Source organism: Burkholderia sp. Bmkn7, assembly GCF_041103175.1.
Lineage (GTDB): Bacteria > Pseudomonadota > Gammaproteobacteria > Burkholderiales > Burkholderiaceae > Burkholderia > Burkholderia cepacia.
Genome location: NZ_JBGCUH010000003.1, coordinates 1,772,967 through 1,793,219, shown reverse-complemented (window position 1 = coordinate 1,793,219; position 20,253 = coordinate 1,772,967). Strand labels below are relative to the sequence as shown.

Genomic DNA, 20,253 nt, shown 5'->3' with positions numbered 1-20,253 from the left:
GATCAGCGCGACAGCGTGAACGCGCTGACCGGACTGGTCTTCTCGTAGAACTTGCCGCCCTCGAATTCCTCGACGGTCACGGCCCAGAAATAGTCGCCCGGCGGCAGGTGCGCGACGGTGATCTGGCGCGCATGCAGGCCGACCTGGTCGACGACCGGTGCGCTCAGGTCCTTCGAGCGCGACAGCACGAACCGGTAACGCGCATCCTTGCCCGAACCGTTCGGCGACCAGCGGAACTCGTAGCCGCCGGCGCCGGGCGACGCGCTCGCGTCGAGCCCCATCACGCGGCGCTCGAACGCATACGTGCGCGGCCGGCCCTCGAGGCCGTTCGCGTCGATCGCGGCGACCCGCACGAAGTAGTTTCCGTTCGGCACGTCGTGAAAGACCGCCCGCGGAGAATCGGTGCGCGTTTCGCGGAACAGGTCGAGCAGCCCGGCGTCGTGCGCGAGCTGCAAGCGGTAGGCATGCGCGTCGGCGAGCGGCGCGACGTCGAATGTGACGTCGGGCTCGTCCTGCACCTTGTCGGGGTGCGCGAGCGCCGGTGCGGGCAGCAACTCGACGGGCGCGCCGACCGCGCCGGACGACGTCGCGACGCTGCCGAAATTCGCATGCACGAGCGTCGGGCCGGCCGGCTGCCGATCGCCCGCGACGCCGACGGTACCGTCGAGCACTTCGACGCGCGTCGACGCGCTACCGGCCGCGTCGTAATTCACGCGAAAGTGCGTACCGCGCACGCCGGCCACGACCGACGGCGAACGGATCTGGAAGCGGTCGTCGCGTTTCTTCAGATGGGTGACCTCGCTGTCGACCGAGCCGCGCGTGAGTTCGAACTCACGATCGAGCGTGCCGGTCAGCACCGTGCGGCGCAGCGCCTTCAGGTCGAGCTGGCTGTCGGGCGGCAGGCTCATGTGCGTGCCGTCGGCAAGCTCGAGCGTCACGAAGCCGTTCGGGCCCGTGCGCACGCGATCGCCCTCGGCAAGCGTCGCATCGTTCGCGAGCGGCGCGTATGCGTCGCCGGACGCGCGTTCGGCCGTCCCCTGTACCGCGATGACGCGCGCGGTCAGTTTTTCCTTGCGCAGGCGCGCCACCGGCAGCTTCAGCGCGATGCCGGGCTGCAGGTGTTTCGGCGCGGGGACGCCGTTGATCTGCTGAAGCAGTTGCCAGTCGTCCGCGCCCTGCAGGTAGCGCGCGGCGACGTCGTACAGCGTGTCGCCCGCCTGCGTGCGGTAGACGACCATCTTGCCCGCCGCGGCTGGCGGCTGCGCGGCCGCATGCTGCGCGGCGAACGCAAACGCGACCGCGCAGGACACACGCAGCGCCGCCGTCCGCAGGTTCGCCGTGTGCTGCGTGATTCCCGTGGTCACTCCGGTTCTCCCTGGCCGACCCGCTCGAGCCGGTAGCCGTAGCCGTAGATCGGCGCGAGGCGATAACCGTTTTCGGGCCGCAGGCCGAGCTTGGTGCGCAGCATCGAGATGTGCGTATCCATCGTGCGCGACGGAATGTCGGTCGCCTGCTTCCACACGAGATCGAGAATGTGTGCGCGCGACAACGGCCGGTCGAGGTGCTGGAACAGCAGCAGCGCGAGCTCGAATTCCTTCTGCGTGAGACTCACGGCCTTGTCGCCGACGTAAGCCTGCTTCAGGTTCACGTCGAAACGGAATTGATCGAACTCGCGAACGGTTGCCTCGGCGTTGACCGGATACGCGCGGCGCAGCAACGAGCCGATGCGCGCACGCAGGATCGGGCCCGACACGGGCTTGACCACGTAATCGTCGGCGCCGGCGTTGAGGATCTGCGTGATCCCCGCCTCGTCGTCACGGCTCGTCATGAAGATGATCGGCAGGCTGTGCTCGGTCTGATTCGCACGCACCCACTTCAGCACTTCCTCGCCGGACATGTCGGGCACGTTCCAGTCGAGCACCAGCAGATCGAAGGTCTCGCGCTGCAGGCGTTTCTTCAGGGCCTTGCCTTCCTTGAACGCATAGCACGTATGGCCGACGGCCGTCAGCGTTTGACTGACGAAATCCGTCTGGGCCGGATCGTCATCCAGTACAGCAATTCTCATAGCACCCCGCAAATCGAAATCGATTCGTCCAGTTCAGCTCCCCGCCCCAACCCCGGCCGCGCAGCATGTGCGCGGCTTCCGGATACCGGCCGGCGAGCCGTCGTTCGCCGCTCGCGCCACCTGCGCAAACCGGCGACCCCGGCTAAATATCTCAAAAACGGGGCACGGACGAACCGGCGATTTCATCATAGTAGTATGAAATTCGCCAATAAATTGCGCGGACTACCGTCTTTTCTTCGAATAATGCTTCCCGTCGCGCAATCGGGCGCCTAGTCGACGCCTGCGATGCCGGCCACCGGCTCGGCAACATCGTCGGCCGGCACGTGCGGCGGCAGCGGTTCCGAATGCGCCGGTTGTACAAGCATCCGCTGCAGCTGGCCGCGCACGCGCTCCCACGCGGCGGCCGCGTAATCCGGCTGGCTCGCCGCCCACGCCTGCGCCAGATCGAACACGCGCTCGATCGTCGCACCGCAGTAGGTCAGGCCCGAGCCGTCGTCCAGCGCGGCGTCGCGCAGCCGTTCGTCGAGCCACTCGGCCAGCCACGGCATCTCGGCCGCGGCCGAATCCGCGTACGCTTCCAGCGCCGCACGCGCGTGACGATCCTGCTGCGGATCGAGCTCGATACGGCTCAGTCCCGATACGCTGCGTTCCGCTCCGGACGGACTTCGAATGGTCCCTGGTCTGAAGGACATGTCCTCTCCCCGTTGTACGACGGTAGCGTCAGGCATGGCCCCCGTGCCCGCCGTAAGACGTACCGTGGCCGGCGCATCCGCTGGGAGCGGACGACCGGCCGGGTCAGTATACGCAGCCGGTCACGAAGCGAGGTTTAAGAATTGTCAGAAAAGCGCGGCCTGGCTGGCGCCAGGCGCGGCCGGCAGCATGACGCCGGCCTTCAGCGGCGGCGCATCAGGAACACGAAGGTCTTGTCCTGCGTCGTCGATTCGACGATCTCGTTGCCCGTCTGCTTCGCGAACGCGGCGAAATCGCGCTGCGAACCCGGATCGGTCGCGAGCACCTTGAGGATTTGCCCGCTTTCCATATCGGCGAGCGCTTTCTTGGCACGCAGGATCGGCAACGGGCAATTGAGCCCGCGCGCGTCCACTTCCTTGTGAATCTGCATCGGCTGTCGACCTTCGAATGTCGCGCCACACGCGGCGCGGGAAGAAGCCGCGATTTTACCGCAGCGCCGCCGCGCCTGCCCGGGCAGGCCAGGGCCCGGCCCTCGCGGGCACCGGGTTCACGCGCCGGAGAAGCCGCCCGCGAGCCGTTCCCGCAGGTGCCGCACGAGCGCGCGCACCGCGCTCGGCACGACCGGGCTGTACGGGCGGATCGCGAAGATGTGGTCACCGAACGCGCCTGACGGCCGCCAGCCGTCGAGCAGCGCGACGAGCCGGCCGGCGTCGAGATCGCGCTGCGCGCTGAAGTCCGGCAGCAGCGCGATGCCGAGCCCGCCGAGCGCAGCTTCGCGCATCGCCTCGCTGTTGTTCGCCGCGAAACTGCCGCGCACCGGCACGCTCACGCGCTCGCGCCGCCGGCCGTCCGGCTCGAAGCTCCACGCGGCCGGCTCGTGCTCGCGCAGGTAGCACAGGCAGCTGTGCTCGACGAGTTCGCTCGGGTGCCTCGGCGCGCCGCGCGCGTCGAGGTAGTCGCGGCTCGCGACGAGCAGCGAACGCGTGTCGCACAGCTTCCACGCGACGTGGGTCTGCGGCGCGGTGGTCGTATGGCGGATCGCGAGGTCGAAACCCTCCTGCGTCAGCGAATGCAGCCGGTCCGACAGGTCGAGCTCGATATTCACGCCCGGATGCCGCCGCAGGAAATCCGGCAGGTGCGGCACGACCTGCTGGCGCCCGAGCGCGACCGGCACCGTCACGCGCAGCAGGCCGCGCGGCTCCCCGGCCAGGTCCTTCACGCGCGCGAAGTGCTGCCCGATCGACTCGAACGCGTCGCGCGTGCTGTCGACGAGCGTCTGGCCCGCGTCGGTGAGCCGCACGCTGCGCGTCGTGCGCCGCACGAGCGGCACGCCGGCCGCTTTTTCGAGATCGGCGATGCGCTGGCTCATCGCGGCCTTGCTGATGCCGAGCCGCTGCGCGGCGGCCGTGAAACTGCCGGCCGCGGCCAGCACCGTCAGCGAATGGATATGCGGCCAGAGCGCCTGGACATTTTGCTGATTCATCCGCCGATTATTCAGAATTCTGAACAGTGAATCAAGCTGCGCGGCCTTCTCCCGCCCGGCGCGTTTGCCTAGACTGGGTGCCGTCCACCCTACCCGATCCCTCAGGAGACACGATGAATCCGGTTCCCGCGTACACCTCCGACGCCGACGTCGGCCACTATGTCGACGGCGCGCCCGTCTCCGGCCGCAGCGGCCGCTTCCAGGACGTGCTCAATCCGGCGCTCGGCCGCGCGGTGCGCCGCGTCGCGCTCGCCGACGACAGCGAAGTGCAGCAGGCCGTCGCGTCGGCCCATGCCGCGTTCCCCGAGTGGGCGGCGACGCCGCCGATCCGCCGCGCGCGCGTCCTGCATCGCTTCCTGCAACTGATGAACGAGCACCGCGACGCACTCGCGGCGATCATCACGGCCGAGCACGGCAAGGTGTTCTCCGACGCGCAGGGCGAAGTCGCCCGCGGCATCGACATCATCGAATTCGCGTGCGGGGTGCCGCAGCTCCTGAAAGGCGACTTCACCGACCAGGTCAGCACCGGCATCGACAACTGGACGATGCGCCAGCCGCTCGGCGTCGTCGCGGGCATCACGCCGTTCAACTTCCCGTGCATGGTGCCGTGCTGGATGTTCCCGGTCGCGATCGCGACGGGCAACACGTTCGTGCTGAAGCCGAGCGAGCGCGACCCGTCGGCGGCCCTGTTCATCGCCGACCTGCTCACGCAGGCCGGATTGCCGGCCGGCGTGTTCAACGTCGTCCAGGGCGACAAGGGGGCGGTCGACGCGCTGCTCGACCACCCGGACGTGCAGGCCGTCAGCTTCGTCGGCTCGACCCCGATCGCGGCCTACGTGCAGCAACGCGCGGTGCAGTCGGGCAAGCGCGTGCAGGCCCTCGGCGGCGCGAAGAACCATCTGGTGGTGATGCCCGATGCGAACCTCGAGCAGGCCGTCGACGCGCTGATCGGCGCCGCGTACGGCTCGGCCGGCGAACGCTGCATGGCAATCAGCGTCGCGGTGCTGGTCGGCGACGTCGCGGACAAGATCGTGCCGCTGGTGGCCGAGCGCGCCCGCAAGCTCGTGATCGGCGACGGGATGTCGCCGGAAGTCGAGATGGGCCCGATCGTCACCGGCGATGCACTCAAGCGCATCGAGGGCTATATCGAGCAAGGCGTGAACGAAGGCGCGCAACTGGTGGTCGACGGCCGCGGGCTGCGCGTGCCGGGCCGCGAGGCAGGCTTCTTCACCGGCGGCACGCTGTTCGATCACGTGACCCCCGACATGCGCATCTACAAGGAAGAAATCTTCGGGCCCGTGCTCGGCTGCGTGCGCGTGAAGGACTTCGGCGAGGCGGTCGACCTGATCAACGCGCACGAGTTCGGCAACGGCGTGTCGTGCTTCACGAGCGACGGCGGCATCGCGCGCGAATTCGCGCGGCGCATCCAGGTCGGGATGGTCGGCATCAACGTGCCGATTCCGGTGCCGATGGCGTGGCATGGCTTCGGCGGCTGGAAGAAGAGCCTGTTCGGCGACATGCACGCCTACGGCGAAGAAGGCGTGCGCTTCTACACGCGCCAGAAGTCGGTGATGCAGCGCTGGTCGTCGAGCATCGGCAAGGGTGCCGAATTCGCGATGCCGACCGCGAAGTAATTGCCTGAAGGCACGCCGACGGCCGGGTGCCGGTTGCCGGGTGCCGGCCGCGCTTGCGGCCGGTACACCGGCAGGCGGCGTCAGCCGGCCTTCGTGCCGTGCGCGCCGTCGGCGGTCGGCAGGTACGACAGTTCGAGCCGATACGCGAGCGCGACGAACAGGCTCTGCGCGAGGCCCATCGTGGCCGTCAGCGCGCGGAAGCCGAACGTCTCGCTGTCCTGCACCATCAGCGTCACCTCGGCCTCCCGTGCGAGCGGGCTCATCCGGCTGTCGGTGATCGCGATCAGCCGCGCGCCGCGTTGCACGGCCTGCTGTGCGACCTGCACGGTTTCCTCCGCATACGGCATGAACGAGATGACGATCATCACGTCGCCCTCGCGCACCGACCGGATCTGCCCGAGATGCATGCTGCCCAGCGCGCTGAACAGCCCGATGCGCTTGTCGGTGTGCTGCAGCGCGTAGTCGAGGTACACGGCGATCGGAAACGCGCGCCGCGAGCCCGCGATCCAGATCGCCTGGGTTTCGGCGAGCAGGTCGACGGCCTGCGCGAGCGCCTGCGAATCGAGCGTCTGCCGCAGCTGCTGCATGCCGGCAATGCTGCCCTTGATGAACTCGTCGGCGATCTGTTCGGGCTGCAGGCTCGACGAGCCCGACTCGATCACGTCGCGCAGCCGCAGGTTGTACGCGCGCCCCGGCGCGATCTGCTGCGCGAGCCCTTCGCGGAACAGCCGCTGCATCTCGGAGAAGCCGGAAAAGCCGAAATGCTTCGCGAAGCGCACGACGGCCGACGGCTGGACGCCGCACGCCTCCGCGAGCGACTGGATGCCTTCCAGGCCAAGCTGGTCCCGATGCGTTTCCACGTGGCGCGCAATCACCTTCAGGCGATTGCTGAGGCCGTCGTACTCCTGCGTCAGGTGCTGCAGGAACTGCTCGACGGTGGCGGGAGGTTTCTCGGATGAACTCATCGGATAGCGCGAAGTTGACGGCCCCGATGCGCGCGCGACACTGACGGACGCGGCCCGGGGCTCACCTGAACACATGCATGAAGGGCGAATTTAATCACGTTTGCGGCGCGGCCCGCGCCACGTGCTCGCTCCCACGCGCTCGATCATCACTTGCCTACGCTCCACGGCGATACTGGAAGCGATTGTCCAACGCTCTCGCGGCGTCGTAAAGATTAGGGCGTCTACCAAGCCGCCATCGGGGTGAAGCGGCGAGCAACGGAAAAAGCGGCAAAGGCGGCAGAAGCAGCAGAAGCGGAAACATGCGGCAAGCAGCCTGCCCGCGCCGCCGGTTCAGCGATAGTCGATCCACACGCCGCCCGCATCGGCGGAGCGCACGCAGTTCTCCACCCAGCGCACGCCTTCCACGCCCGCATGGACATCCGGAAAGCGAATGTTCTTCAACGCCGCGGCGTCGCCGCGGTCGGCCGCATCCATCGCGAGCGCGAAGCGCGCATAGAGATTCGACCAGGCCTCGAACAGCCCCTCCGGATGCCCGGCACCGATGCGATCTTCGCGCAATGCGTGCGGATGCAGATAACCCATCCCGCGATCGAGCACCTGGGCGGGCTGCCCCTGCACTTCGTAGCGCAACTGGTTCGGATGCTCGTCCCACCATTCGACGCTCGCCTTCGCGCCGATCACCCTCACCTTCTGGCCGTGCATCGAGCCCGCGTTCACCGCGCTCGACCACACGTACCCGACCGCGCCCGTGTCGTACTCCATGATCGTGAACGCGTTGTCCTCGAGCGGCGCGCGGCTCTTCACGAAGCTCTGCCGCGAGCACATCAGCCGCCGGATCTTCAGCTCGGGCGCCATCACTTCGGAGATGTACAGCGGATGCGTGCCGATGTCGCCGAGCACGTAGCTCGGGCCCGCGAACTTCGGGTCGACGCGCCAGCGCGCGGCCGCGCTCGCGGCCTCGACGCCCTCGCTGTGGAACCCGTGTGCGAACTGCATCTGCACGATGCGGATCTCGCCGAGATCGCCGCGCGCGATCATCTCGCGCGCCTGTTCGATCATCTGGTGTCCGGAATAACCGTATGCGACGCCGACGATCCGGTTCTTCTCGACCGACAGCCGCTGCAGCGCCTCGGCCTCCTCGGTCGTGAAGCACAGCGGCTTCTCGCAGACCACGTGCAGCCCCGCGTTCAGCGCGGCGCGGCAGATCTCGAAGTGCGTGTTGTTCGGCGTCGCGATCGACACCGCGCGGATGCCGTCCGGGCGGCGCGCCTCGGCGTCGAACATCGTCGCGTAGTCGGGATAACAGCGCTCGGCGGCGACGCCGAGCTTCACGCCGAACTGGCGGCCGCGTTCGGGATCGATGTCGAACGCGCCGGCGACCAGCTGGAAGCTGCCGTCGCGCAACGCGGCCGACCGGTGGCTGTAGCCGATCTGGCTGCCGAGCCCGCCGCCGACCATGCCCCAGCGAATCGAATGTCCAAGCAGAATCTGTCCGTCAATCATGATGGTGGTGTTCCTGGTCCGTGTTCAGGGGGTTCGGGGGTGCAACGCGCGATGCATCATGCGAAGCCGGCCGACGCGAGAAACGCGCGGCTCGCGGCGACGTCGCGCAGGCTCGTGCCGGCATTGCGCGGGTCGCGCTCCTGTTCGATCGTGATGTACCCGGCGTAGCCGATGTCGTCGAGCGCGTGGCGGATCGACCGGTAGTCGAGCACGCCGGTGCCGATCGGGCACATCACGCCGCGCGCGCACGCGGCGAAGAACGCGATGTGCTCGCCCATCACCGCGTCGTACACGGCCGCGTCGATGTCCTTGAAGTGCACATAGTCGAGGCGCGCCGCATGGCGGCGCAGCCAGGTTTCCGGGTCCATGCCCGAGTAATGCAGGTGGCCGGTATCCAGACAGAGGCCGGCCGTGTCGGCCGGAATGTCGGCGACGATCCGGTCGATCTCGTCCGCGAATTCGATGTAGCCGCCCGCATGCGAATGGATCACCGCGCGCACGCCGAATTCGTCGCGCGCGATCGTCGCGATCTGCCGGATATGGTCGACCATCCGCGCCCAGTGCTCGCCGGACAGCCGCGGCGCGCGATCGCCGTGGCCGGCCGCGTAGTCGCGTTCTTCATGCCCCCAGTCGATCACGACCAGGTACGGCGCCGCGTAGCGCTGGCCGTCCTGCGTCGGCAGTTTCGGCAGCCGCGTGATCAGCGCGCAGATGTCGCGCGTCTGGCGCAGCAGGTTCGGCAGGTTCTCCGGCGCCACGAGATCGTCGAAGATCGTACCGGCGGTGATGCTCAGGCGTTGCCGCTCGAGCTCGGCGCTCACCACGTCGAGTTCGAGCGGGATGTAGCCGTACGGCCCGAGCTCGATGCCCGAGTAGCCGGCCTGCGCGGCTTCGGCGAGCACCTGCCGCCACGGCGGCAGGTGCGGGTTCTTCACGTCGTCGACACCCCAGCAGCAGGGCGCGCAGCCAATCTTCATCGTCATGTCGGTCTCTCCGGCAGGTCAGCCGCGATAGAACGCGGGACGATCAGCCATCGCGATCGATTCGACCGCCCCGCTCTTTTGCGCCCGCACGCATGCGTCGGCCGCGACCGCCGCCGCGTAACCGTCCCAGGCCGACGGCCCGGTGAGCGCGTGCGCGCGCACGCCGTCGATGAACGCCTGCAGCTCGACGTCGTACGATGCGATGAAACGCTCCTTCCAGTCGGTCATGATCTCGACCGACTGCCGCGCCGCATGCTTGAGCCCCACCGCCGGCGGATCGGGCAGCTTCGCGATGCCCTGCTCGCCGACCACCTCGCACTGGATGTCGTAGCCGTACTGGCAGTTCACGAAGATCTCGACGTCGATGCGCACGCCGCTCGCGGTTTCCAGCAACACGATCTGCGGATCGGCGAGATGCGACGATGCATGGCGCGTCTTCTTCGGATAGACGACCTGCGTGCTCACGTAGTCCTCGCCGAGCAGCCAGCGCAGCACGTCGAGTTCGTGAATCAGCGTGTCGGTGATCGCCATGTCGGTCGTGTAGCGCTCGCCGACCGACTGGTTGCGGTGCGCGCAATGCAGCATCAAGGGCGCGCCGATCTCGCCGCTGTCGATCACGCGCTTGAGCGCGCGGTAACCTTCGTCGTACGGACGCATGAAGCCGACCTGCACGAGCCGCTTGCCATGCGCGACTTCCGCTTCGACGATCCGCATGCAGCCTTCCGCCGTGACGGCGAGCGGCTTCTCGCAGAACACGGGCTTGCCGTGCGCAATCGCGTCGAGCACGAACGCTTCGTGCGTCGGGCCCCACGACGTGACGAGCACGGCCTGCACATCGGCGGCCGCGACCACCTCGTGGCCGTCGGCGTAGATCTCGGCATCGAGCCCGTACTTCGTCACCGCGTCGCGCGCCTGCTGCGGATCGATGTCGTTGACGGCCACGACACGCGCGCCGGACAGCGTGCGGGTCAGTCTGCGGATGTGGTCCTGGCCGATCGCGCCGCAGCCGATCACGCCGATTTGCAAGGTCATCTAACAGTCTCCAGTCGTTCATCTGCGGTGCGACACCCGCCGCACCGGTCGGCAATAGGTCAGCGCGCGGTGCGATCGAAAAAACGATCGACGTAGCGCCGGATCGTCTCGCGCATGTAGCGCGACGACGCTTCCGCGCGGTCCTCCCACGCGAACACGCACGACGACATCACGCCGTCGAAGCCTGCCGCGCCGAGCGCGCGAAAGAACACGTCCCAGTCGATCTCGCCCTGCCCGATGTCGAGATGCTGGTGCACGCGGATCTGGTTCGAACCGGGCGGGTTCACGATGTAGCGCAGCTGGCTGCTCTTGCGGTGGTCGAAGGTGTCGGCCACGCGCACGTGCGCGAGGATCGGCGCGGCCTGCGCGATCATCGCGGCCATGTCGTCGCCGTAGTAGAACGTGTGCGGCGCGATGTACGACAGCTTCAGCGACGGCGAGCCGATGTTCGTGACGATGTCGATCGCCGGCTGCAGCTGTTCGATCCAGTCCTCCGGATGCGGCTCGACCGACAGCACGATGCGTTCGCGCTCGAGGATCGGCAGCAGCTCGTCCATCGAACGGAACCACGCGGCTTCGCACAGCTCCTTCGGGTTCGCGCCCGGCCGTTCGCCGACCGAGCGCTCGGGCGACGCGCCGCGCCCGAACTCCGACACCATCAGCGCGCACTCCATCTCGACCGCCACCTCGATCGCCTTCTTCCAGCAGCGCACGGCCCATAACCGCTCGTCCTCGAACGGGCTCGCCCAGCGGTACATCGGCTGCAGCGACGCGAGGCCGACGCCGCTTGCGCGCATCGCCTGCCGGAAAGCGGCCATCCGCTCGCGCGTCGCGCGCGGCATCACCCACCAGTCGAGAAAGTCGCTGCGCGGCGACAGCTCGATCTGGTCGTAGCCGAGCTCGGCCACCGCGTGCGGCAGGCGGTCGAGCGGCAGGTGGCGAATCATGTAGGGGTCCAGCGCGATCTTCATCGAAAATCCTCGGCGACAGTGGGTTACGGACGAACGCGGCGGCACGTGCCGCCCTCGTCCGGCGATGCACGACGGTCAGCGGCGCTTCTTCTTGTTGCGGTACTGGTCGGCGATCACGGCCGCGACGATGATCGCGCCCTTGACCATCTCCTGGTAATACGCGTCGATGCGGATGAACGTGAAGCCCGACGTCATCACGCCGAGGATCAGCACGCCGATCACGGTGCCCGTCACGCGGCCGAGCCCGCCCGACAGCGACGTGCCGCCGATCACGACGGCCGCGATCGCATCGAGTTCGTACATCACGCCCATGCCCGACTGGCCCGAGATCGCGCGCGCGGCGGTCACGGTGCCGGCGATCCCGCTCAGCAGGCCCGCGATCGCGTAGACGAAGATCAGGTGGCGCGTAACGTTGATGCCCGACACGACGGCCGCGTGACGGTTCGCGCCGATCGCGTAGGTGTACTTGCCGAAGCGCGTGTAGCGCAGCACGACGTGGAAGATCGCGGCGATCACGAGGAAGATGATCACCGGATTGGCGCCGGCGCCGATGGCCGCGAACTGGTCGGTCAGCATCGACACGGGCATCCCGTTGGTGAACCACTTCGCGAACCCGCGCGCGGCCACCATCGTGCCGAGCGTCGCGATGAACGGCGGGATGCCGGTCATCGCGATCAGCGAGCCGTTCAGCAGGCCGACCAGCAGCCCGACGCACACGCCGGCCAGCACGGGCCAGATGATCGGCAGGTCGGTCAGGTGCGGGAACACCGCGCGCGGGAAGTCGGACACCTGCGCGAGGCTTGCCGACACGACCGCCGCGGCAGCCACGACCGAGCCCGACGACAGGTCGATCCCGCTGGTGATGATCACGAGGTTCACGCCGACCGCGATGATGCCGATCACGGCCATCTGCAGCACGATGATCTCGAGCCGCTCGGTATTGAACAGGAAGCTCTGGCCGACGACGATCCAGCCGACGATCTCGAAGAACAGGCTGATGCCGACGAGCACGAGGAAGATGCTCAGTTCGGGCGGCCACTTCATGTGCCGCGCCTTGATCGTCATGGTCTGCGCATCCGCAGCCGGGTTCAGGTTGCCCATTTCATTTGTCTCCAGTCTTGTTTCGGCTCAGCGCGACGCGAGATCCATGATGCGGACCTGGTCGGCGTCCTTGCGATCGACGATGCCGGTCATGCGCCCTTCGTGCATCACCATCACGCGATCGCTCATTCCCAGCACTTCCGGCATTTCCGACGAGATCATCAGCACCGCGACGCCCTTGCCGGCGAGCGCGCTGACGAGCCGGTGAATCTCGGCCTTCGCGCCGACGTCGATGCCGCGCGTCGGTTCGTCGAGGATCAGGATGCGCGGCTGCGTGAGCAGCCACCGGCCGATCAGCACCTTCTGCTGGTTGCCGCCCGACAGGTTCTGGATCTCCTCGTGCAGCCCGGGCGACTTCACGCGCAGCATCCGGCTCATTTCCTCGCAGTCGCGCTTCAGCTGCGCCTGCCGCACGAAATTGAACTTCACGTAGCGGTTGCTGAGCACCGCCGCTTCCATGTTCGCGAGCAGGTCGAGATTCAGGAAGCAGCCGGTGTCCTTGCGATCCTCGGTGAGGAAGGCCATCCCGTGCTTCATCGCCTGCGCGGGTGTCGCGATCCGCACCGGTTTGCCGTCGATCCGGATCTCGCCCGACGTGGCCGGCACGACGCCGAACAGCGCCTCCGCGACGTTCGAGCGCCCCGAGCCGACGAGGCCGGCCACGCCGAGGATTTCGCCCGCGCGCAGCTCGAAGCTCACGTCGCGGAACACGCCGTCGACGCCGAGGTTCTTCACCGACAGCACGACGTCGCCGATCGGCACCTCCTCCTTCGGGAACATCTGCGTGATCTCGCGCCCGACCATCATGCGGATGATGTCGTCGCGCGTGACGTCGCTCGACGCATGCGTGCCGATGTACTTGCCGTCGCGGAACACCGAGAACTCGTCGGCGATCTCGAACAGCTCGTTCATCTTGTGCGTGATGTAGACGATGCCCTTGCCCTGCTCGCGCAGCTGGCGAATGATCCGGAACAGGTGCGTGACTTCCTTGTCGGTCAGCGCGGAAGTCGGCTCGTCCATGATCAGCACGTCCGAGTCGAACGACACGGCTTTCGCGATCTCGACCATCTGGCGGCTCGCGACCGTCAGCGTGCGCACGTCGGTTTCCGGATCGATGTCGATCGACAGCCGCTCGAACAGCGCGGCCGTCTGGCGGCGCAGCGCCGCGTGATCGATCAGGCCGAAGCGGTTCTTCGGTTCGCGGCGGATCCAGATGTTCTCCGCGACCGTCATGTACGGCATCAGGTTGAGTTCCTGGTGAATCATCGCGATGCCGCGATCGAGCGCATCGAGCGGGCCGTTCAGCACGACCGGCTCGCCGTTGATCAGGATTTCGCCCTCGTCGGGCGTGTAGACGCCCGCGATGATCTTCATCAGCGTCGACTTGCCCGCGCCGTTCTCGCCCATCAGTGCATGGACGGTGCCGCGACGCACGCGGAACTGCACGCCGTCGAGCGCGACGACGCCCGGGAAGGACTTGCCGACACCGCGCACCTCGAGCACGCAGTCGGCCGCGGAAGAAGCCGGCGGGGCCGACGCGCCGGACAAACCCGACGCACCGGCCGACGCATCGTCGCCGGCCATCGGGCGCGCGATCCTGGCTGTAAACATGGACGTTCCTCGACGAGTCGCGCGCGTGCCCGGTCATGCCGGGCACGCGCAGTTCAACGGATCACCGGTCAGTGCTTCGCGTACTGGCTCATGTTCTCGGGCGTCACGAGCTCGAACGGCACGTTCACGTAGCGGTCGACGGGCTGTTTCTTCGCGAGCTTGAGCGCGGCCGCGACGGCCTGCTGCCCCTGCCCGGACGCGTTCTGGTACACCGACACCTTCAGCTCGCCGCTCTTCATCGAGGCGAGCCCGTCGGGCGTCGCGTCGATGCCGGCGACGATCGTCTTCGGCGTCCACTTGCGCGCGGCCTTCAGCGCATTGATCGCGCCGATCGCCATCTCGTCGTTGTTGGAGATGATCGCGTCGTACTTCGTGCCGGAGCTCAGCCAGTTCATCGTGATGTCCTGGCCCTGCGTGCGGCTCCACTTGCCCTCGCGCTTGTCGACGATCTTCATGCCCGCGCAATCCTTCGTCGCGATCACGTCCTCGATGTCTTTCGTGCGGGCGCGCGCCGATTCGTTGGACAGCTCGCCCATCAGCACGAGGAGGTCGCCCTTGCCGCCGAGCAGCTTGCACACCTGGCGCGCCTGCAGCGTGCCCGACTGCTTCTCGTCGGACGCGACGACCGCGACGCCGGCCGGCAGCTTGTCGAAATCGACCGGCTTGCGGTTCACGTAGACGAGCGGGATCTTCGCGGCTGTCACCATCTTCGTGATCTTCGGCGTCGCGTCGGTATCGACCGCGTTCACGATGATCGCGTCGACCTTCTGCGCAATCATGTTCTGGACCTGGCTCAACTGCTTGCCGACGTCGTTGCCGCCGTCCTCGATCTGTACCGTCGCGCCGTCCTTCTTCGCCGAATCGGCGATGCTGTTGCGCAGGATGGTCAGGAACGTGTCGTCGAACGACGCCATCGTCACGCCGATCTTCTCGGCATGCGCGAGCGGCGCAGCCAGGATCGCGGCGGCCGCGACGGCCATCAGCTTGGTCTTCATGATCAATCTGTCTCCTCATCTCCGGGGGCGGAAGACGGCGCGTTGCGCGCCGCCGGGCCGAGTCCGATCGAATCCGATACGGACTGAAGCATCCGGATGAAACTGTAGATCACTTCCTCGAAAATTTGGAAATTTATTTCTACGTGATTTCACCTAGGGAACTGGATTTCCAAAAAGTCTAGACTGCGTCCGTAGCCCGATTCCTGGCGGCAGGCAGTCCCGCGTCGTGCAATACACGGTGCGGACGGTCGCGACCGGATCGGTCCCCTAATCCGCCGGCATTGCCGAACGCCGGCCGCGAGCGTGACACGTGATATGAGCCTGCTGAACTTTCCGAGTGACCGCCCCATCGATCTCGCCTGCCTCGGCCGCGTGGCCGTGGATCTCTATGCGCAGCAGTACGGCAGCCGCCTCGAAGACGCGCGCAGCTTCCAGATGTATCTCGGCGGCTCGTCCGGCAACGTCGCGTTCGGCGTGGCGCGGCTCGGGCTGAAGACCGCGATGATCTCGCGCGTCGGCGACGAGCAGATGGGCCGCTTCCTGCGCGAGACGCTCGAGCGCGAAGGCTGCGACACGAGCCAGTTGCAGACCGACCGCGAACGCCTCACCGCGCTGGTGCTGCTCGGGCTGAAGGATCGCGACACGTTCCCGCTGCTGTTCGTGCGCGAGAACTGCGCGGACATGGCCGTGCGCGCCGACGAGATCAGCGAGGACTTCATCGCCGGCTGCCGGGCGCTCGCGATCACCGGCACGCATCTGTCGACGCCGGGCACGCGCGAGGCGTCGCTGACCGCGCTCGGTTATGCGCGCCGCCATGGCGTCGTGCGGATTCTCGACATCGACTACCGGCCCGTGCTGTGGGGACTGACCGCGCGCGGCGCGGGCGAGAACCGCTACGTGCCGGACGCGCAGGTGACGCGTCAGCTGCAGCAGGTGCTCGGCGAATTCGACCTGCTGGTCGGTACCGAGGAGGAATTCCTGATCGCGGGCGGCGTGCCGCACGACCTGATCGGGTCGTTGCAGGCGGTGCGCGCCATCACGAACGCGACGCTGGTCGTCAAGCGCGGCGCGCTCGGCTGCTGCGTGATCGAAGGCGACATTCCCGCCCGCATCGACGATGCGCCGACCTTCCTCGGCGAACGCGTCGAGGTGCTCAACGTGCTCGGCGCGGGCGACGCGTTCCTGTCGGGCCTGCTGTCGGGGCTGCTGCGCGGCCGCGACTGGGCCGAATCGACGCGCATCGCGAACGCGTGCGGCGCGATCGTCGTGTCGCGCCATGCGTGCTCGGCCGCGATGCCGACGCCGGCCGAACTCGCGCACTGGTTCGACGGCAGCCGCAATCCGCAGGTCGATGCCGATCACACGCTCGCGCACCTGCATCGCGTGACGGTGCCGCGCCGCGAATGGGACGACCTGTGCGTGATGGCGTTCGATCATCGCAGCCAGTTCTACGAACTCGCGGTGCAGGCCGGCGCCGACGAAGCGCGGATCAGGACGCTCAAGCGCCTGCTCGTGCGCGCGGTCGAGCAGGTCGAGCGAGATCGTCATATCGAAGGCCATGTCGGCGTGCTGATCGACGGCGGCGGCTACGGCAGCGACGCGCTGGCGTCGGCCACCGGGCGCGGCTGGTGGGTCGGCCGCCCGGTCGAGCTGCCGGGCTCGCGGCCGCTGCGCTTCGACGAAACGCGCTCGGTCGGCTCGTCGCTCACGCACTGGCCGACCGAACAGGTCGTGAAGTGCCTCGTTCACTATCATCCGGACGACCAGGTCGACCTGCGCGTCGAACAGGAGCAGCGCGTGCTGGAACTGTGGGAAGCCACGCGCGCCAGCGGCAACGAACTGCTGCTCGAAATGATTCCGCCGCGCGCGGTCACGCCGGCCGGCACCGAGGACGACGCGGTGCTGCGCACGATCGCGCGCTTCTACAACCTCGGCGTGAAACCCGAATGGTGGAAGCTCACGCCGCTGAGCGCCGACGGCTGGGCACGGCTAGCCGCGCTGATCGCCGAGCGCGACCCGCACTGCCGTGGCGCGGTGATCCTCGGTCTGAACCAGCCGCTGCAATACCTCGTCGACAGCTTCCGCTCGGCGACCAACCCGATCGTCAAGGGCTTCATGGTCGGGCGCACGCTGTGGGCTGATGCATCGCTGAACTGGTTCGCCGGCCGGATCGACGACCAGGCGCTGATCGATGAAGTGGCCGGCAACTTCGCGCAGCTCGTGGATGCGTGGCTCGGCCGCCGTGCGGCGGCCGCCCGCGCCGCCGCGGCGTGACGTGACGTGACGTGACACAGCACGAAGCGACGCCCGCGATGATCCACCCGAATCCTCTTCACCGACCGACATGACCTCTACCGTAAGACTGACCGTCAGCCAGGCGCTCGTGCGCTACCTGGCCGCCCTGCGCGCCGAAGTCGTCCAGCCCGACGGCCGCGTCGAGATCCTGCCCTACTGCGGCGGCGTGTTCGCGATCTTCGGCCACGGCAACGTGGCCGGGCTCGGCGAGGCGCTGCATGCGGAAAAAGACCGGCTGCCGACGTTCCGCGCACACAACGAGCAAGGGATGGCGAACGCGGCGATCGCGTTCGCGAAAACGAACTTCCGCCAGCGGATGATGGCCGCGACGTCGAGCATCGGCCCCGGCGCGACCAACATGCTGACCTCCGCCGCGCTCGCGCACGTCGGCCGCCTGCCGCTGCTGCTGCTGCCCGGCGACGTGTTCGTGTCGCGCCTGCCCGACCCCGTGCTGCAGCAGGTCGAGGATTTCGAGCAAGGCGACGTCAGCGCGAACGACTGCTTCCGGCCGGTGACGCGCTACTTCGACCGGATCACGTCGCCCGAGCAGCTGCTCGTCGCGCTGCCGCGTGCGATCCAGGTGATGACCGACCCCGCGCAGTGCGGCCCCGTGTGCCTCGCGCTGCCGCAGGACGTGCAGACCTTCGCGTACGACTGGCCCGAGGATTTCTTCGCGCCGCCGGTTATCCGGATGCGCCGGCCGCCGGCCGACGCGCTCGAGCTCGCCGATGCGCTCGACGTGCTGAAGGCCGCGAAGAAGCCGCTGATCGTCGCGGGTGGCGGCGTGCTGTACAGCCAGGCGTGGGACGCGCTGCGTGCGTTCGCCGACATGCATGGCGTGCCGGTCGCGGAATCGCAGGCCGGCAAGGGCAGCCTCGCGTGGGACCACCCGCTGAACCTCGGCTCGATCGGCGTGACGGGCTCGCCCGCCGCGAACCGCGCGGCCGCGCAGGCCGACGTGGTGTTCGCGGTCGGCACGCGGCTGCAGGACTTCACGACCGGCTCGCATGCGCTCTACGGCAACGCGACGCTGCTGAGCCTGAACGTGCAGCCGTTCGACGCGGGCAAGAAACGCGGCCGGCAACTCGTCGCCGACGCGCGCACGGGCCTCGGCCAGTTGTCGGCCGCGCTGGCCGGCTGGCACGCCGATCCGGCATGGACGGCCAGCAACCGCGACCAGGCCGCCGCATGGAACGCGCGCGTGACCGAACTCACGACGCACGTGCCGAACGACACGCTGCCCTACGACGCGGAAGTGATCGGCGCGGTGCGCGACTCCGCGGCCGACGCGGGGCGCGACAGCGCGCGCGACGACCTCGTGGTGTGCGCGGCCGGCACGCTGCCGGCCGAACTGCACAAGCTGTGGCGCAGCGGCGTGCCGGGCAACTATCACATGGACTACGCGTACTCGTGCATGGGCTACGAGGTCGCGGGCGGCCTCGGCGCGAAGCTCGCGCGGCCCGAGCGCGAAGTGATCGTGATCGTCGGCGACGGCTCGTACATGATGCTCAACGCGGAACTCGCGACGTCCGTGATGCTCGGCCGCAAGATCGTCGTCGTGATCCTCGACAACCGCGGCTACGGCTGCATCGAGCGGCTGCAACTGAACTGCGGCGGCGCGAGCTTCAACAACATGCTCGACGACTGCGTGCCCGAAGGCGGCGCACGCTCGACGATCGACTTCGCGATGCACGCGCGCGCGATGGGTGCCGACGCCGTGCACGTGCGCGACATCGGCGAGCTGCGCAGCGAAATGAAGCGCGCCCGCGCAGCGAAGACGAGCCAGGTGCTCGTGATCGACACCACGCACAAGCGCACGACCGACGACGGCGGCGCATGGTGGGAAGTTGCCGTGCCGCAGGTGTCCGAACGCGCCGGCGTCGAGGACGCGCACCGCGCGTATCTCGACGCGAAGACCCGGCAGCGGCGCTGATGGCGCACGCTGCTCCACGCACCCTCCCCGCGAAAAACACATTCGAACCAAGGAAGCCCGTCATGAGCTGGAACGTCCGCATCGGTATCAATCCCCTGTCGTGGATGAACGACGACCTGCCGTCGCTCGGCGGCGAGACGCCGCTCGAAACGGCGCTGAAGGAAGGCGCCGAAATCGGCTATGCGGGCTTCGAGCTCGGCAACAAGTTTCCGAAGTCGGGCCCCGAGCTGAAGGCGAAACTTGCCGGGTTCGGGCTCGTGTGCGTGTCGGGCTGGTATTCGGGTTTCCTCGCGGAAGTCGCGCCGGGCATGAGCGACGCCGATGCGGTCGCCGCGGAGATCGAGCGCTGCCGCGCGCACATGACGAAGCTGCAATACAACGACGTGAACGTGGTCGTCTACGGCGAATGCGCGGGCACGATCCAGGGCAACATCGACACGCCGGTCGCGAAGCGGCCGCGCTTCGTCGACGAAGACGCATGGCGGCGCTACGCGGCCCGCCTCGACGCATTCGGCGCGCACCTGCTCGACACGTACGGCATCAAGCTCGCCTACCATCACCACATGGGCGCATACGTCGAATCGCCCGACGACGTCGACCGGCTGATGGCGCTGACCGATCCGGCGAAGGTGTTCCTGCTGTTCGATACCGGCCACGCGTATTTCGGCGGCGCGGCCGACCCGGTGACGCTGTTGAAGAAACACGTATCGCGCGTGGTCCACGTGCATTGCAAGGACGTGCGGCCGCAGGTCGTCACGCAGGCGCGCAACAGCGGCTGGAGCTTCCTGAACGGCGTGATCAACGGCACCTTCACGGTGCCCGGCGACGGCGCGCTCGACTACGAGGCGACGCTGCGCACGCTGAAGGATGCCGGCTACGAAGGCTGGCTCGTCGTCGAGGCCGAGCAGGATCCGGCCGTCGCGCCGAGTTATGCGTATGCGAAGAAGGGCTACGAATCGCTGCGCGCGATCGTCGACCGCTTGAGCGCGTGA

General features: G+C 67.9%; 17 protein-coding genes. 4 read left to right on the top strand and 13 right to left on the bottom strand.

Translation table 11 applies throughout. The annotated features are described in order from the left end of the window. Positions 1-2 precede the first annotated feature (2 nt). From AB3K92_RS29845 to AB3K92_RS29825, 5 genes are all read right to left on the bottom strand, one after another. Complete coding sequence (locus tag AB3K92_RS29845; protein ID WP_059484323.1) at positions 3-1,364, bottom strand: FecR domain-containing protein; 1,362 nt, start codon at positions 1,362-1,364, stop codon at positions 3-5. Continuing rightward, complete coding sequence (locus AB3K92_RS29840; RefSeq protein WP_006490421.1) at positions 1,361-2,065, bottom strand: response regulator transcription factor; 705 nt, start codon at positions 2,063-2,065, stop codon at positions 1,361-1,363. Before AB3K92_RS29840 ends, AB3K92_RS29845 begins: the two co-directional genes overlap by 4 nt. Before the next feature lie 269 nt (positions 2,066-2,334). Next, positions 2,335-2,757, bottom strand: coding sequence for a hypothetical protein (locus AB3K92_RS29835; RefSeq protein ID WP_021162366.1), 423 nt, complete (start codon positions 2,755-2,757; stop codon positions 2,335-2,337). A gap of 200 nt (positions 2,758-2,957) precedes the next feature. Continuing rightward, positions 2,958-3,185, bottom strand: a complete 228-nt coding sequence (locus AB3K92_RS29830) for a sulfurtransferase TusA family protein (RefSeq protein WP_006402122.1) — start codon at positions 3,183-3,185, stop codon at positions 2,958-2,960. A gap of 117 nt (positions 3,186-3,302) precedes the next feature. After that, a complete protein-coding gene (locus AB3K92_RS29825) occupies positions 3,303-4,238 on the bottom strand; it encodes a LysR family transcriptional regulator (protein ID WP_059652440.1) in 936 nt (311 codons plus the stop codon). Positions 4,239-4,351: 113 nt separating this feature from the next. Between AB3K92_RS29825 and AB3K92_RS29820 the strand changes: the two genes are divergently transcribed. Next, on the top strand, positions 4,352-5,872 hold the full coding sequence (locus AB3K92_RS29820; RefSeq protein WP_027787736.1) for a CoA-acylating methylmalonate-semialdehyde dehydrogenase: 1,521 nt from the start codon (positions 4,352-4,354) through the stop codon (positions 5,870-5,872). 80 nt (positions 5,873-5,952) lie between these two features. Here AB3K92_RS29820 and AB3K92_RS29815 read toward each other — a convergent pair whose 3' ends face one another. The 8 genes from AB3K92_RS29815 to AB3K92_RS29780 all read right to left on the bottom strand — a co-directional run bounded on the left by AB3K92_RS29815 (position 5,953) and on the right by AB3K92_RS29780 (position 15,033). After that, on the bottom strand, positions 5,953-6,837 hold the full coding sequence (locus tag AB3K92_RS29815) for a MurR/RpiR family transcriptional regulator (RefSeq protein ID WP_021162369.1): 885 nt from the start codon (positions 6,835-6,837) through the stop codon (positions 5,953-5,955). Between the two features lie 330 nt (positions 6,838-7,167). Beyond that, positions 7,168-8,340 carry a Gfo/Idh/MocA family protein gene (locus AB3K92_RS29810; RefSeq protein WP_021162370.1) on the bottom strand — a complete coding sequence of 391 codons (1,173 nt, stop codon included), beginning with the start codon at positions 8,338-8,340 and terminating at the stop codon, positions 7,168-7,170. A 56-nt stretch (positions 8,341-8,396) separates the two neighbouring features. Continuing rightward, on the bottom strand, positions 8,397-9,323 hold the full coding sequence (locus AB3K92_RS29805; RefSeq protein WP_369466452.1) for a TIM barrel protein: 927 nt from the start codon (positions 9,321-9,323) through the stop codon (positions 8,397-8,399). 18 nt (positions 9,324-9,341) lie between these two features. Continuing rightward, on the bottom strand, positions 9,342-10,355 hold the full coding sequence (locus AB3K92_RS29800) for a Gfo/Idh/MocA family protein (protein WP_059484327.1): 1,014 nt from the start codon (positions 10,353-10,355) through the stop codon (positions 9,342-9,344). A gap of 59 nt (positions 10,356-10,414) precedes the next feature. Continuing rightward, positions 10,415-11,326, bottom strand: coding sequence for a sugar phosphate isomerase/epimerase family protein (locus AB3K92_RS29795; RefSeq protein ID WP_021162373.1), 912 nt, complete (start codon positions 11,324-11,326; stop codon positions 10,415-10,417). Positions 11,327-11,401: 75 nt separating this feature from the next. Continuing rightward, complete coding sequence (locus AB3K92_RS29790; RefSeq protein ID WP_021162374.1) at positions 11,402-12,427, bottom strand: ABC transporter permease; 1,026 nt, start codon at positions 12,425-12,427, stop codon at positions 11,402-11,404. 27 nt (positions 12,428-12,454) lie between these two features. Beyond that, positions 12,455-14,038, bottom strand: a complete 1,584-nt coding sequence (locus AB3K92_RS29785) for a sugar ABC transporter ATP-binding protein (RefSeq protein WP_042976999.1) — start codon at positions 14,036-14,038, stop codon at positions 12,455-12,457. Between the two features lie 68 nt (positions 14,039-14,106). Further along, positions 14,107-15,033 carry a sugar ABC transporter substrate-binding protein gene (locus tag AB3K92_RS29780; RefSeq protein ID WP_027787741.1) on the bottom strand — a complete coding sequence of 309 codons (927 nt, stop codon included), beginning with the start codon at positions 15,031-15,033 and terminating at the stop codon, positions 14,107-14,109. 315 nt (positions 15,034-15,348) lie between these two features. On the opposite strand from AB3K92_RS29780, the gene iolC reads away from it, so the two are divergent. The 3 genes from iolC to iolE all read left to right on the top strand — a co-directional run bounded on the left by iolC (position 15,349) and on the right by iolE (position 20,253). Continuing rightward, entirely contained in the window at positions 15,349-17,307 is a 1,959-nt protein-coding gene (iolC, locus tag AB3K92_RS29775; protein ID WP_059706707.1) for a 5-dehydro-2-deoxygluconokinase, read from the top strand. Between the two features lie 70 nt (positions 17,308-17,377). Next, positions 17,378-19,261: a 3D-(3,5/4)-trihydroxycyclohexane-1,2-dione acylhydrolase (decyclizing) gene (gene iolD, locus AB3K92_RS29770; RefSeq protein WP_369466448.1), complete on the top strand. Its 1,884-nt coding sequence runs from the start codon at positions 17,378-17,380 to the stop codon at positions 19,259-19,261. 62 nt (positions 19,262-19,323) lie between these two features. After that, the gene (iolE, locus tag AB3K92_RS29765) at positions 19,324-20,253 is read left to right on the top strand and encodes a myo-inosose-2 dehydratase (RefSeq protein ID WP_369466446.1); all 930 of its coding nucleotides are present in this window, start codon (positions 19,324-19,326) and stop codon (positions 20,251-20,253) included.

Bases quoted from the DNA above. Each gene is read 5' to 3' on its own strand.
- AB3K92_RS29810 (WP_021162370.1), bottom strand. From the start codon at position 8,340: ATGATTGACGGACAGATTCTGCTTGGACATTCGATTCGCTGGGGCATG.
- AB3K92_RS29800 (WP_059484327.1), bottom strand. From the start codon at position 10,355: ATGACCTTGCAAATCGGCGTGATCGGCTGCGGCGCGATCGGCCAGGAC.
- AB3K92_RS29835 (WP_021162366.1), bottom strand. From the start codon at position 2,757: ATGTCCTTCAGACCAGGGACCATTCGAAGTCCGTCCGGAGCGGAACGC.
- iolC (WP_059706707.1), top strand. From the start codon at position 15,349: ATGAGCCTGCTGAACTTTCCGAGTGACCGCCCCATCGATCTCGCCTGC.
- iolD (WP_369466448.1), top strand. From the start codon at position 17,378: ATGACCTCTACCGTAAGACTGACCGTCAGCCAGGCGCTCGTGCGCTAC.
- AB3K92_RS29805 (WP_369466452.1), bottom strand. From the start codon at position 9,323: ATGACGATGAAGATTGGCTGCGCGCCCTGCTGCTGGGGTGTCGACGAC.
- AB3K92_RS29815 (WP_021162369.1), bottom strand. From the start codon at position 6,837: ATGAGTTCATCCGAGAAACCTCCCGCCACCGTCGAGCAGTTCCTGCAG.
- AB3K92_RS29820 (WP_027787736.1), top strand. From the start codon at position 4,352: ATGAATCCGGTTCCCGCGTACACCTCCGACGCCGACGTCGGCCACTAT.
- AB3K92_RS29825 (WP_059652440.1), bottom strand. From the start codon at position 4,238: ATGAATCAGCAAAATGTCCAGGCGCTCTGGCCGCATATCCATTCGCTG.
- AB3K92_RS29830 (WP_006402122.1), bottom strand. From the start codon at position 3,185: ATGCAGATTCACAAGGAAGTGGACGCGCGCGGGCTCAATTGCCCGTTG.
- AB3K92_RS29790 (WP_021162374.1), bottom strand. From the start codon at position 12,427: ATGGGCAACCTGAACCCGGCTGCGGATGCGCAGACCATGACGATCAAG.
- iolE (WP_369466446.1), top strand. From the start codon at position 19,324: ATGAGCTGGAACGTCCGCATCGGTATCAATCCCCTGTCGTGGATGAAC.
- AB3K92_RS29840 (WP_006490421.1), bottom strand. From the start codon at position 2,065: ATGAGAATTGCTGTACTGGATGACGATCCGGCCCAGACGGATTTCGTC.
- AB3K92_RS29780 (WP_027787741.1), bottom strand. From the start codon at position 15,033: ATGAAGACCAAGCTGATGGCCGTCGCGGCCGCCGCGATCCTGGCTGCG.
- AB3K92_RS29785 (WP_042976999.1), bottom strand. From the start codon at position 14,038: ATGTTTACAGCCAGGATCGCGCGCCCGATGGCCGGCGACGATGCGTCG.
- AB3K92_RS29795 (WP_021162373.1), bottom strand. From the start codon at position 11,326: ATGAAGATCGCGCTGGACCCCTACATGATTCGCCACCTGCCGCTCGAC.